General features: G+C 45.1%; 13 protein-coding genes. 12 read left to right on the top strand and 1 reads right to left on the bottom strand.

Annotated elements, in window-relative coordinates:
* Positions 1-101 precede the first annotated feature (101 nt).
* The 8 genes from infC to HFD99_RS05985 all read left to right on the top strand — a co-directional run bounded on the left by infC (position 102) and on the right by HFD99_RS05985 (position 6,955).
* Positions 102-599: a translation initiation factor IF-3 gene (gene infC / locus HFD99_RS06020; protein ID WP_007429515.1), complete on the top strand. Its 498-nt coding sequence runs from the start codon at positions 102-104 to the stop codon at positions 597-599.
* A 20-nt stretch (positions 600-619) separates the two neighbouring features.
* Positions 620-820 carry a 50S ribosomal protein L35 gene (rpmI, locus tag HFD99_RS06015; protein ID WP_007429516.1) on the top strand — a complete coding sequence of 67 codons (201 nt, stop codon included), beginning with the start codon at positions 620-622 and terminating at the stop codon, positions 818-820.
* Between the two features lie 52 nt (positions 821-872).
* Positions 873-1,232, top strand: coding sequence for a 50S ribosomal protein L20 (rplT, locus tag HFD99_RS06010; RefSeq protein ID WP_007429517.1), 360 nt, complete (start codon positions 873-875; stop codon positions 1,230-1,232).
* A 367-nt stretch (positions 1,233-1,599) separates the two neighbouring features.
* Positions 1,600-2,637, top strand: coding sequence for a BMP family lipoprotein (locus tag HFD99_RS06005; RefSeq protein WP_016820568.1), 1,038 nt, complete (start codon positions 1,600-1,602; stop codon positions 2,635-2,637).
* Between the two features lie 137 nt (positions 2,638-2,774).
* Positions 2,775-4,313, top strand: coding sequence for an ABC transporter ATP-binding protein (locus tag HFD99_RS06000; RefSeq protein WP_025364391.1), 1,539 nt, complete (start codon positions 2,775-2,777; stop codon positions 4,311-4,313).
* A complete protein-coding gene (locus tag HFD99_RS05995) occupies positions 4,306-5,385 on the top strand; it encodes an ABC transporter permease (RefSeq protein WP_016820564.1) in 1,080 nt (359 codons plus the stop codon). The genes HFD99_RS06000 and HFD99_RS05995 overlap by 8 nt, the downstream gene beginning before the upstream one ends.
* 1 nt (position 5,386) lies before the next feature.
* The gene (locus HFD99_RS05990) at positions 5,387-6,346 is read left to right on the top strand and encodes an ABC transporter permease (protein WP_010349245.1); all 960 of its coding nucleotides are present in this window, start codon (positions 5,387-5,389) and stop codon (positions 6,344-6,346) included.
* A 258-nt stretch (positions 6,347-6,604) separates the two neighbouring features.
* Positions 6,605-6,955: a hypothetical protein gene (locus HFD99_RS05985; RefSeq protein ID WP_017426630.1), complete on the top strand. Its 351-nt coding sequence runs from the start codon at positions 6,605-6,607 to the stop codon at positions 6,953-6,955.
* 34 nt (positions 6,956-6,989) lie between these two features.
* Here the strand turns inward: HFD99_RS05985 and HFD99_RS05980 are convergent, their stop codons facing one another.
* The gene (locus HFD99_RS05980) at positions 6,990-7,430 is read right to left on the bottom strand and encodes a GNAT family N-acetyltransferase (RefSeq protein ID WP_016820557.1); all 441 of its coding nucleotides are present in this window, start codon (positions 7,428-7,430) and stop codon (positions 6,990-6,992) included.
* 613 nt (positions 7,431-8,043) lie between these two features.
* Here HFD99_RS05980 and ilvB point away from each other — a divergent pair.
* The 4 genes from ilvB (at position 8,044) to HFD99_RS05960 (ending at position 13,097) form a co-directional block, all read left to right on the top strand.
* The gene (ilvB, locus tag HFD99_RS05975) at positions 8,044-9,789 is read left to right on the top strand and encodes a biosynthetic-type acetolactate synthase large subunit (RefSeq protein ID WP_123796953.1); all 1,746 of its coding nucleotides are present in this window, start codon (positions 8,044-8,046) and stop codon (positions 9,787-9,789) included.
* Position 9,790: 1 nt separating this feature from the next.
* A complete protein-coding gene (gene ilvN, locus HFD99_RS05970; protein ID WP_016820552.1) occupies positions 9,791-10,276 on the top strand; it encodes an acetolactate synthase small subunit in 486 nt (161 codons plus the stop codon).
* A gap of 162 nt (positions 10,277-10,438) precedes the next feature.
* Positions 10,439-11,431, top strand: a complete 993-nt coding sequence (gene ilvC, locus HFD99_RS05965) for a ketol-acid reductoisomerase (protein ID WP_013309387.1) — start codon at positions 10,439-10,441, stop codon at positions 11,429-11,431.
* A 124-nt stretch (positions 11,432-11,555) separates the two neighbouring features.
* Positions 11,556-13,097, top strand: coding sequence for a 2-isopropylmalate synthase (locus HFD99_RS05960; protein WP_107733937.1), 1,542 nt, complete (start codon positions 11,556-11,558; stop codon positions 13,095-13,097).
* Positions 13,098-13,258 lie beyond the last annotated feature (161 nt).

Genomic DNA, 13,258 nt, shown 5'->3' with positions numbered 1-13,258 from the left:
AGACAGGGATGTCGGCTGCATAGTCGTCATCCCTTTTTTGTGCTTAAACACAATACAACAATAACAGGTTCTGGAGGTGGAGGGTTATTAGTAAGGAACATATGATCAATGATGAGATTCGAGTGAGAGAAGTACGTCTAGTTGGTGCAAACGGGGAACAAATCGGGATTAAACCGACTCGTGAAGCTTTGCAAATGGCGATTGACGCAAACTTGGATCTCGTGAACGTGGCGCCTCAAGCGAAGCCGCCCGTGTGTCGGATTATGGATTACGGAAAATTCCGCTATGAGCAACAAAAGAAAGAAAAGGAAGCCCGTAAAAACCAGAAGATCGTTGACATCAAAGAGGTATGGTTCCGTTCCAACATCGAGGAACATGACTACCAAACCAAGTTTCGCAATGTGGTGAAGTTCCTGAATGAAGGGGACAAGGTGAAATGCTCTGTTCGTTTCCGTGGTCGCGAAATTACCCATGCTAATGTGGGGCAAAAAATTCTCGAACGTGTGAAAACGGAAGTTGCTGATCTTTGTACCGTGGAGCGCCAACCCAAGCTCGAAGGACGCAGCATGATTATGATATTGGCTCCAAAGAGTCAATGACAAATTAAGGAGGAAGTTCAATGCCAAAAATGAAAACACATAGCAGCCTTAAAGGCCGCTTCAAAATTACCGGTACTGGTAAAGTAACGCGTTACAAAGCTTACAGAAACCACTTGCTTTCCCACAAATCCAAACGTGCAAAACGCGTTCTGGGTACTAACCCTGAGATGGCACCTGGGGACGTTAGACGTCTGAAACAAGGTCTTGCTAACCTGAAATAGCATAAGCACGGCAATAAATAAAGTATAAACATTATTTGGGAGGTCTTTTGATATGGCAAGAGTAAAGGGCGGATTCGTCGTTCGTCGTCGTCATAAAAAAGTATTGAAGCTTGCTAAAGGTTATTTTGGTTCCAAACACCGCATTTTTAAAACAGCTAACGAGCAGGTAATGAAATCGCTTGTTTACGCATACCGTGACCGTCGTCAGACGAAACGTAACTTCCGCAGACTGTGGATCGTGCGTATCAACGCAGCAGCTCGTTTGAATGGTTTGTCTTACAGCAAATTGATGCACGGTCTGAAATTGGCTGGTGTAGACATTAACCGTAAAATCTTGGCTGATCTTGCAGTCAATGATATTAATGCATTCAACTCTTTGGCAACTGTTGCTAAAGGTAAAATCAACGCTTAATTAAGGCGTGAAAACCACGGAAGTGGTAACAAAGGTGTCCCGAGCAGTACGCTGTGTAGGGACGCCTTTTTTTGTACATACTTAACATTAAAAAAGACTTCATTTTCTTCAAAATACGAATAAATATGACGTATGATGATAGAATGTATGGTTTTTTTAACTTTGTAACGCTTACATTTTTAGAATTCTAAAAAAAATTGACCCAAGGTTATTAATTGTCTAGATTTTAGCCGATCATAATTGTATAATCTCTAAAGTAAGTCTTCTGTACGATCTGTCTCGTCAGTAAATGACATGAAAATGAAATACATTTTCTAAAGAAAAGAGACAGTCCAGGGATCTAACACTAAGGGGGAACAGTATCAGCATGAAGAAATTGTTTAGTATGTCTTTGGTTATGCTGCTGGCGATCTCGGTCATTCTCGCAGGCTGCGGTAACAAAAATCAAGGTGCTTCCAACGCAAATGGTGGAGAAGCAGGCGGTTCTGCCAAAACATCAAATGTCCAACTTGGCATGGTTACAGATGTGGGCGGAGTAAACGACAAATCGTTTAACCAATCTGCTTGGGAGGCACTTCAAGCTATTGAGAAAGAATCAGGCGTTAAAGTTAAATACCTGCAAAGTAAATCCGACCAAGATTATATTCCTAACCTGAACCAATTCGTTAAAGGTGATTTTAACCTGACTTGGGGTATCGGTTTTAATCTGGCGAATGCGATTGGACAAGTAGCAAAAGACAATCCGAACAAAAATTTGGCGATCATTGACAGTGTTGTGGATGCGCCTAATGTCAAATCGGTTGTATTTGCTGAAAATGAAGGTTCCTTCCTGGTAGGGGTTGTAGCTGGTAAGCTTACTAAAACAAACAAAATTGGTTTTGTGGGTGGACAAGACAGCCCGTTGATCAAACGTTTTGAAAAAGGGTTTGAAGCAGGGATTAAGGCTGTAAATCCAAAAGCACAACTGATTGTGAACTATACGGGTGCGTTTGATAAGCCGGATTTAGGTAAAGCTGCAGCAGCAACGATCTACAACGATGGTGCAGATATTATTTTCCATGCAGCTGGCGGATCAGGAACAGGCGTATTTAACGAAGCACTTGCACGTAAGCAGCAAGGTCAGCAAGTATGGGTTATCGGCGTAGATAAAGACCAATCCCTTGAGTTTGGTGATGAAGTAACATTAACGTCGATGGTAAAACGCGTAGATGAAGCAGTAAAACGCGTATCCCAAGAAGTAATTGACGGTAAGTTTAAGGGCGGTGTCGAAACACTGGCTCTGAAGGATAACGGAATTGGTTTGGCAGATACATCTACGAAAAACGTTCCTAAAGACGTGCTTGATCTTGTAGAACAATACAAGCAAAAAATCATTAAAGGCGAAATTACAGTTCCTTCGAAATAAGTTAGGTGAAGAACATAAAGGTGGCAACAAGGCTGGTTCATAAGACTAGCCTTGTTCTTACGTCTGGAGTTATAAGATTATAACGGTCAAAATCAGCTCATTGGAGCACATACTATAAAGTGTATAAGGGTGATCTCATGGATGCAGCGACCCCCGTCGTTGAGTTAAAGCAAATTACAAAACGATTCCCCGGCATCGTTGCCAACGACTCCATCAGCATCAAGCTGCATAAAGGAGAAATTCACGCCCTTTTGGGTGAGAATGGCGCGGGCAAATCTACGCTTATGAATATTCTTTTCGGACTGTATCAGCCGGATGAAGGGACCATTGAAATGGGAGGGAACCCCGTACAGATTGATAGTCCAAATAAGGCAATTGATCTGGGGATCGGCATGGTGCATCAGCATTTTAAGCTCGTACAGCCGTTTACCGTAACCGAAAATATTGTCCTTGGGTCGGAGCCACGTAAAGGTCTGAAAATCAATTATAAAAAGGCTGCCGCAGAAGTACAGCGGTTGTCTGAACAATACGGACTTCAGGTAAATCCGAATGCCAAAATTGAGGATATATCTGTTGGTATGCAACAGCGTGTGGAAATTATCAAAACGCTTTATCGCGGTGCAGATATTCTAATTTTTGATGAGCCAACAGCGGTGCTGACACCACAGGAAATCTCTGAGTTGCTGGACATTATGAAGCGCTTAGTAGCTGAAGGCAAATCAATTATTCTTATCACTCATAAACTCAAAGAAATTATGCAAATTGCAGATACGGTTACGATTATTCGCCGAGGTAAAGTTATTGACACGGTCAAAACATCTGAAACAACACCAAATGAGTTGGCTGAGAAAATGGTGGGCCGTCGTGTGTCCTTTAAAGTGGATAAGAAGCTTGCTCAACCAGGACAAACTGTACTGGAAATGAACAAAGTAATTTCTAAAAACAAGGATGGCATTCATGTTCTGAATGAATTGAACCTGCAGGTTAAGGCCGGCGAGATTTTGGGGATTGCCGGAGTAGACGGCAATGGACAGAGTGAGCTAATAGAAGCTTTGACAGGCTTGCGCAAGGTGGATAGCGGAAGTATCCGTTTGCTCGGAACAGAACTGGCAAATCAGCCACCGCGCAAAATTTCAGAGGCAGGCGTTTCACATATACCGGAGGATCGCCATAAGCATGGGTTGGTGCTCGATTTTTCCATGAGTGAAAATATGGTGCTGGAGACGTATTATCAGGCGCCTTACAGTAAAAACGGCTTCTTGAACAAGGACGCTATAGAAAAACAGGCAAAAAGTCTTATTGAGAAGTTTGATGTTAGAACACCAGATATTCATACCAAGGCAAGATCGCTATCTGGTGGAAATCAGCAAAAGGCAATCATAGCGCGTGAAATTGATAAAAACCCAGACCTTCTCATTGCGGCGCAGCCTACACGCGGGCTGGATGTCGGAGCTATTGAATTTGTCCAGAAACAATTGATTGCTCAGCGGGATCAAGGTAAAGCGGTACTGCTCATTTCTTTTGAGCTGGACGAGATTATGAATGTATCCGATCGAATTGCTGTTATTTATGAGGGTAAGATTGTCGGGGAAGTGCTGCCTGAAGAAACGAATGACCAGGAACTGGGGCTAATGATGGCAGGAAGTGCAGTGAAGAAAGGAGTAGAGAATGGCTAACCTATTGAAAATATTCACAAAAGACTCCTTTGTTCTGGCTCTGGTCTCTATTATTCTAGGCCTCATTCTGGGTGCTATCGTGATGTTGATTGGCGGGTATGATCCTATTGTGGCTTATTCCGCTTTGTTTAGCCGTGTGTACGGAGATTCCTACAATTTTGGCGAAGCGATCCGTGAGATGACACCGTTGATTTTAACAGGCTTGGCATTTGCTTTTGCGGCCCGTGCCGGGTTGTTTAACATCGGTGGCGAAGGTCAGTTTTTGGTCGGTATGACAGCTGCTTCGATTGTAGGTATCAAACTTCATGGGCTGCCTGCTATCCTTCATGCACCGCTGGCTGTGATCGCAGGAGCTGTTTTCGGAGGCTTGTGGGCTGCGATTGCTGGCTATTTGAAGGCCAAGCGAGGCGTGAACGAAGTTATTACATGTATTATGATGAACTGGATCGGTCTGTATTTGGCTAATTTGGTAATTAATCAGTTCGCACTTATGGAAGGTGAAAATCGCTCTGTGGATATCCAACCTTCCGCTTCTATTTCCATTGACTGGTTGTCCCAGATGATGGGGAATGCTCGAGTTCATTGGGGCACAGTTATTGCTGTGCTGGCGGCAGTGTTTTTCTATATTTTCATGTGGAAAACAAAGCAGGGCTATGAGCTTCGCGCTGTCGGATTTAATCAGGATGCATCCCGCTATGCAGGTATGAATGTAAATCGTAATATCATAAAAGCGATGTTTATTAGTGGTGTTTTTGCCGGATTGGCTGGTGCCTTTGAGGTGCTGGGGGTTTTCCATTATCAATCTGTCATGGCAGGATCACCAGGAACCGGCTTTGACGGTATCGCTGTGTCTTTGATCGGGATGAATAATCCGTTCGGTGTGTTGCTCGGTTCTGTTTTGTTCGGAACGCTCACGTATGGTTCTGCGGGGATGAGCTTTAGCGCGGATGTACCGCCAGAAATTATCCGGGTAGTTATTGGCTCGATTATTTTCTTCATTGCGGCCCAAGGTATTGTGCGTTGGGTTGTGAAGCCGCTCTACTCCAAGCGGAAGAAAGAGAAGGTGTTGTAAAATGAGTTGGTTAACACTTGGTGAATTAATCCATACAACGCTCGTTTTTGCGACGGCGATTATTTTTGCGTCTCTTGGCGGAGTTTTTTCGGAAAAATCCGGTGTAACGAATCTTGGACTGGAAGGTCTTATGGTGTTTGGCGCGTTTGCGGCAGGTGTGGGCGGATTTTATGCTGAGCAAGCAGGATTAGGTGGCACCTCTGCGGCTTGGGTAGGTGTGCTGTCAGCTGCGGTGTTCGGTATTCTGGTTTCGCTAATTCATGCTGTAGCCTCTATTACGTTCAAGGCTGATCAGGTAATCAGCGGGATTGTCATTAACTTTCTGGCAGCAGGTAGTACACTGTACATGGTTAAGCTGTTATTTGAGGGTGATGGGGACACCGGTCGAATTCAAGGTTTTAACGAGATATCCATTCCTTATCTTGTGGATATTCCGATTGCAGGAAAAGCATTCTTCCAAGCCTATCCAACGACATATCTAGCTATTCTATTAGTTATTATCGGCTACTTTACTTTGTATAAAACTCCGTTTGGCTTGCGTTTGCGTTCAGTAGGGGAGCATCCGGGTGCAGCCGATACAGTGGGGATCAAAGTCAATCGCCTTCGTTACATCGGTGTTATGATTAGTGGTGCGTTGGCTGGGATTGGTGGAGCTACGATCACTTTGACTACAACCAATATGTTCTCACATAATACCGTTTCAGGGCAGGGCTATATTGCTATTGCGGCTATGATTTTCGGTAAATGGAATCCGCTCGGTGCTTTTGGAGCGGCAGTGTTTTTCGGTTTTTCACAAGCCATTCGCAACTATGTGCAGTTGTTTGCATGGTCGCAAAGTATTCCCCAGGAAATTATTTTTATGTTGCCGTATCTCCTGACAATTATTGTGCTGGTAGCGGCAGTTGGACGTTCACGTGCTCCGGCCGCTTTGGGTCAACTGTATGATCCAAGCAAGCGTTAATGACTCATAGACAACTAATGTTTTTAAATACACATATTGGTGTATATGAAAATCTGGTATCTGCATGTGCAGGTACCAGATTTTTTTTACATTGTGCAGGCATTTAAACATACGCTTATGGCTTGAATGGAATAGACTGTGCTATGCAGATTGGACGGACGCTCGGCCCCTGTCAGCTCCAGTCTATTTTGTGGTGGTGGTGAGCTATCAAGGAGCCGTTCAATCTGTCCATCCGTTGAGAAAGAAGGAGGAAATACGATGAAACAGGCAGTAACCAGAAAGCAGGTGGAGAAGCTTGTCGGCAAAGTCATCTTCGCTACACGTAAGGATGGCTCTCGGGTCAGTGGCAAGCTGATTCGCATTTCGGGTAACAGACTGATTCTCCAACCAAACCGTAAGAAAAAAGTAAACACGAAAGCGATTATTCCTCTGGTGCTTTTTGATTTGCTGGCCATTGGCACAGCTCCATACGTGGGTGCCTACGGTGGCTACGGTCCAGGTTATGGAGGACCAGGTTATGGAGGTCCAGGATATGGTCCGCAATATGGACCGTACACAGACGGGGGCTACCCCGGGGTAGGCAATCCTTTTTACCCTAACTTTTTTTAGTTTTACAAAATCCTGAGCCCGAAAACCATATTTTTCACAGTGACTTTTCGAGTTCGTGACATCGGCTTAGAGCCACGTATCGTAGCATATGATATTGATGACGTAGATAAAAATGGATCCCTCGCACATTGTCTTCGTCCACCATCACTTTAGCCCGCTTGCAACGTCGCAATCGGCCATATTGCTCGGCATACTCCAGCAACTTTTTTCCGTATCTTTTACCTTGCTGAGCCGAAGAGATTGCGATCAAATCAATGTATAATAGTTCTCCATGCAGCATAACATGAATGAAGCCAACAACCTGTGCATTATCCGGTCTGCAAGCTACAAAAGTGATGCCCCGGTTTAAGCGCCGGGGTAATTCTTTGCGTATTTGATCCATTTCCTGGGCACTTAAATGCGATAGGGGGACAAGCTCTTGCTCGATTAGACGAAAGATCATTTTGTCATCTTGGGCGCATCGTTTGCGAATCATAAACGGGCCTCCTTTTTTACCCTTTTAACAAGATATGTCATGGCTTCGGAGGAGTACAAAGTCTCACTGTGCGGTCTTTTTTATCATATGCGGGCACCTCTTACAAGCGTGCGACTCAAAGGTGCTTAAGAAGAGAAACATAAATTTTTATGAAATATGGGTATTGACTATCCCAGATGGGGGACATATAATGTGTCTAAACATTTGAAAGAATGACATGAACACAACGGCAATGAAGAGGACGAAGTGATTAGGGCTCTTTTGTTCAGAGAGTGAGGCATTAGCTGCAAGCTTCACCAAAATCCCTTTTTAACGAGCTCACCTTGGAGCTGTTTTCCTGAAAAGTATTTGGGCCCAATGATATTAACGGTGCGCTGAATCGCCTATTAGGGAAAATCGTACGGTCTACGTTACAGACGTCAGATATGGAGATCCTTTGTGATTTCTGTACCTACTAAGGTTCGATATTGCAAAATATCGGGCAAACACGGGTGGTACCACGGAAGCTACAGCCTTTCGTCCCTCAGTAACAGCAAGTCTGTTCTAGGGATGAAAGGTTTTTTTGTTTTCACAAATGTCAGCTGTATGTAAATTTTGTAAAGGAGGATGACCAATGAGTGCACAAATTCCTGAAGTTAGGTCAACCGATGAATTACGTGAAAAGTGGATGAAACCTGAAGTGATTACAGGTTCGGAAATTTTACTCCGTAGCCTTTTGCTGGAGGGAGTGGATTGTGTCTTCGGATATCCTGGTGGTGCGGTGCTTTATATCTATGATGCCATGTACGGCTTCAAGGATTTCAAGCATGTCCTCACTCGTCACGAGCAAGGAGCTATTCATGCGGCAGATGGTTATGCACGGGCAAGCGGTAAAGTTGGTGTCTGTATCGCGACTTCCGGACCTGGAGCAACAAACTTGGTAACTGGCATTGCGACGGCTTATATGGATTCGGTGCCGTTGGTGGTCATCACGGGCAACGTTGTATCTTCCCTGATCGGTACAGATGCTTTCCAGGAAGCTGATATCACGGGAATTACAATGCCGATTACGAAGCACAGCTATCTGGTGAGAGATGTAGAGGATCTGCCGCGAATCATCCATGAGGCATTTCATATTGCCAACACAGGCAGAAAAGGACCAGTACTGATTGATATTCCGAAGGATGTCTCCGCAGCCCAGACGTTGTTTGTTCCACAGACGGAACCTGTGACCATGCGGGGTTACAACCCGAAAGTGTTGCCCAACAAAATTCAACTAGACAAGCTGACGCAAGCTGTTGCCGAAGCAGAACGTCCATTCATTCTGGCAGGTGGTGGAGTTGTATACTCCGGCGGACATGAAGCACTTTACGAGTTTGTTCGTAAAACGGAAATTCCAATTGCGACAACATTGCTTGGATTGGGAGGATTCCCAAGTGGACATGAGCTCTGGACAGGGATGCCGGGAATGCACGGAACATACACTTCCAACCAGGCGATTCAGCAGTCAGATTTACTGATCTGTATCGGTGCCCGCTTTGATGATCGGGTGACTGGCAAGTTGGATGGATTTGCTCCTCAAGCAAAGATCGTACACATTGATATCGACCCTGCGGAGATTGGAAAAAATGTTGCCGCGGATATTCCAATCGTAGGCGACGTGAAGGCAGTTTTGGAATTACTGAATCAGGATGCGAAACGCGCAGACCTGGCAGATGCATGGAGAGCGCAAATTCAGCAATGGAAGGCAGAGAAGCCTTATTCTTATAAGGATTCTGAAACGGTGCTTAAGCCACAATGGGTTATCGAATTGTTGGATAAAACGACCAAGGGCGGAGCAATCGTTACGACGGACGTAGGACAACATCAAATGTGGGCAGCACAGTATTACAAATTCAATCAGCCACGCTCATGGGTTACCTCGGGTGGACTGGGTACGATGGGATTTGGTTTCCCTTCTGCCATCGGCGCTCAGATGGCCAATCCCGACAGATTGGTAATATCGATTAACGGAGACGGCGGTATGCAGATGTGCTCGCAGGAATTAGCCATCTGTGCAATCAATAACATTCCGGTCAAAATCGTAATCATTAACAACCAGGTACTTGGAATGGTTCGCCAATGGCAAGAATTGATCTATAACAATCGGTACAGTCACATTGATCTGGCTGGAAGCCCGGATTTTGTGAAACTGGCCGAAGCATACGGTGTCAAAGGACTGCGTGCTACGAATAAGGAAGAAGCACGTCGGGCTTGGCAGGAGGCGCTTGATACACCCGGACCGGTCGTTGTCGAGTTTGTAGTCAGCAAGGAAGAAAATGTATATCCGATGGTGACGCAAGGTTCGACCATTGATCAAATGCTGATGGGGGACGAGTAAAATGACGACGAAAAATACCATTGCTGTACTGGTAAATGATCATCCCGGCGTTTTGCAACGTGTATCTGGACTGTTTGGCCGCCGTGGCTTTAACATTGAGAGCATCACCGTCGGTCAATCGGAAGAAGCTGGATTATCCCGTATGGTCATAGTGACTGTAGGAGATGAGAACAACCTGGAGCAGATTGAAAAGCAGCTTTACAAGCTGGTTGATGTGATCAAGGTCATCGATCTCAGTTCCAAGCCGATGGTTGCTCGGGAATTGGCAATGATTAAGGTAAAGGCTGAACCGCCCCAGCGACCAGAAATTATGGGCGTGGTAGAAACGTTCAGAGCAGCTGTAATTGATGTTGGAACGACGAGCTTAATCGTTCAGGTCATTGGCGATACCGAAAAAATTGATGCAATGATCGAATTGCTGAAGCCTTATGGTATTCGCGAGTTGACCCGAACCGGGGTTACAGCTATGATACGTGGCAATGCATAATATGAAGCTTTAACGATTTACCGCTTATAGCGCATTACATCATTAAAGAACCGCCCGCATAAGAGCGGGTGCTCGAAGAGATTTTTAAATGCCATTCAGAGGCGAAGTCTCTTGGACTACCCGCTCATTATGAAGGGTCCAATTAAAAGGAGGAAATTAACCATGGCAGTTACAACGTACTACGAAAAAGATGCAGAACTTAGCGTATTGAAAGGAAAAACAGTGGCCGTTATCGGTTACGGTAGCCAAGGACATGCTCAAGCACAAAACTTGCGTGACAGTGGTGTAAATGTTGTTATTGGTTTGCGTGAAGGCAAATCAGCTGATGTCGCAAGAAACGACGGTTTTGAAGTTCTGAACGTAGCTGATGCAACAAGCCGTGCAGATGTGGTTCAAATTTTGTTGCCTGATGAAACTCAAGCTTCTGTCTACAAAAATGAAATCGAACCTAACCTGAAAAAAGGCGCAGCACTTTTGTTCTCCCATGGTTTCAATGTTCATTTTGGACAAATCGTAGCTCCTAAAGATAGCGATGTATTGCTGGTTGCTCCAAAATCCCCAGGACATATGGTACGTCGTACCTATGTAGAAGGGTTTGGTGTACCGGGGTTGATCGCAATTGAGCAGGACGCAACAGGTCAAGCCAAGGAGATCGGTCTTGCATACGCAAAAGGCATTGGCTGTACACGTGCGGGCGTAATTGAAACCTCCTTCCGTGAAGAAACGGAGACGGACCTGTTCGGTGAGCAGGCGGTATTGTGTGGCGGTGTGAGCGCACTCGTAAAAGCGGGCTTTGAAACATTGACTGAGGCAGGTTATGCTCCTGAGATGGCATACTTCGAATGCTTGCATGAGCTTAAGCTGATCGTTGACCTGATGTATGAAGGTGGATTGGCAACAATGCGTGATTCCATCAGTAATACAGCAGAATATGGCGATTATGTAACTGGACCACGTGTGGTAACAGAAGATACGAAGAAAGCTATGAAGGATGTATTGACTGACATTCAACAAGGTAAATTTGCTCGTGACTTCATCCTTGAAAATCAATCTGGACGTGCATTCCTGACGGCTACTCGTCGTAATGAAGCTAACCATCCGATTGAAGTAGTGGGCGGACAATTGCGTGAAATGATGCATTGGATCAAAAAGTAATAACCTTTTGTACTATAAGCTCGACAACATGAATTATTTATAAATATTAATTACAATGCGGCCCTGCTTATTGCGTGAGCCGCATTGTAATTTAAGGGTCCAAATCCTGAGGAGGTGCGTTAGGTTGCGCAAAATATATATATTTGACACAACGTTGAGAGACGGAGAACAGTCACCTGGCGTGAACTTGAATACTCGTGAGAAAGTAGAGATCGCTCATCAGTTGGAGAAGCTGGGAATCGATCGTATGGAGGCTGGGTTCCCAGCTGCTTCTCCGGGTGATCTCGCGGCTGTTAATGCAGTAGCAAAAGCTGTAAAAAATTCGACTGTTATTGGCCTTTCGCGTGCAAGGGAACAGGATATTGATGCGGTTCGCGAGGCACTTAAGGGAGCACAGGACCCGTGTATCCATATCTTTTTGGCAACCTCTCCAATTCATCGTCAGCATAAGCTGCGGATGGAGAAGGCACAGGTACTGGAAACGGCCCGTGCAGCCATTCGTTATGGATTGAAGTATTTGCCAAAAGTGGAGTTTTCATTGGAGGATGCAGGGCGAACGGAGCTTGATTTTGTGGTTGAAATGGTCACCATGGCTGTACAGGAAGGGGCTTCTGTCGTCAATATTCCAGATACGGTAGGTTACCTAACACCATACGAATACGGAAATATATTCAAACATATCAAGCAAAATGTGGTTGATGTGGAGAAGATTCAATTGAGTGCACATTGCCACAATGACTTGGGAATGGCTACTGCTAATACGCTTGCTGCCATCCTGAACGGTGCAGATCAGATTGAGGGAACGATTAACGGTATTGGTGAACGTGCTGGAAACACGGCCATTGAGGAAATCGCCATGGCACTGGAGACGAGACAGGAATTTTTCCAGGCCAAAACGTCTCTGCAACTGTCTGAAATTGCACGTACGAGCCGTTTGGTTAGCCGTTTGACGGGGATGGTAGTGCCGGGCAACAAGGCGATCGTGGGTGCTAACGCTTTTGCGCACGAATCAGGTATTCACCAAGACGGCATGCTGAAGGAAAAGACGACCTATGAAATTATGACACCGGAAAGTATCGGTCTGAAAGAGAGCAAGCTAGTACTGGGCAAGCATTCAGGGCGTCATGCTTTCCGAGAGCGTTTGGTCGAATTGGGCTACGAATTGAACGAAGAAGAACTGAATCGCGCTTTTGGTCAGTTTAAGGATTTGGCTGATAAGAAGAAGGAAGTATCGGATGATGATATCTTGGCATTGCTGGAAGAAAAATTGGCCGATGCACCTGAAGTCTTCAAGCTGGAAACCATTTTCGTAACTTACGGGAACAAGGCTACGCCTTCCGCACAAGTGCGCCTGGTTAACGATGAAGGTCAGGTAATCGAGACAGAAGCTGAAGGAAATGGTTCAGTCGATGCGATCTATAATGCGATTGACCAAGCCAGCAGCGAGAGTGTTGTACTTTCTGATTACTCCATCAAATCTGTTACCCATGGCAAGGACGCTCTAGGTGAAGTACATGTGGTGCTGACTCAAAACGGAATATCTGTACAGGGACGCGGGGTAAGCACTGATATTTTGGAAGCAAGTGCACGAGCTTATGTGGATGCACTGAATGGTTTGATCGACAAGCGTAAAAATTACAGCAATCGCGTAGATTATAAATCCTAAGTTTATACATGCCTATGAAATGAATATAGACAGGATCGGGTGTTACCGGTCCTGTTTTCTTGTTCTCTGATGGAAAAATCAGCTTATAGGCTGAGCCTATTGAATTGATAGATTCTATATCTTGGTCAAAGCCCTGCTATTTATGTTACAAAGAAGGTATG

This window comes from Paenibacillus sp. EKM301P, assembly GCF_011800295.1.
Classification (GTDB): Bacteria; Bacillota; Bacilli; order Paenibacillales; family Paenibacillaceae; genus Paenibacillus; species Paenibacillus polymyxa.
This window is presented reverse-complemented; position numbering and strand designations above follow the sequence as displayed.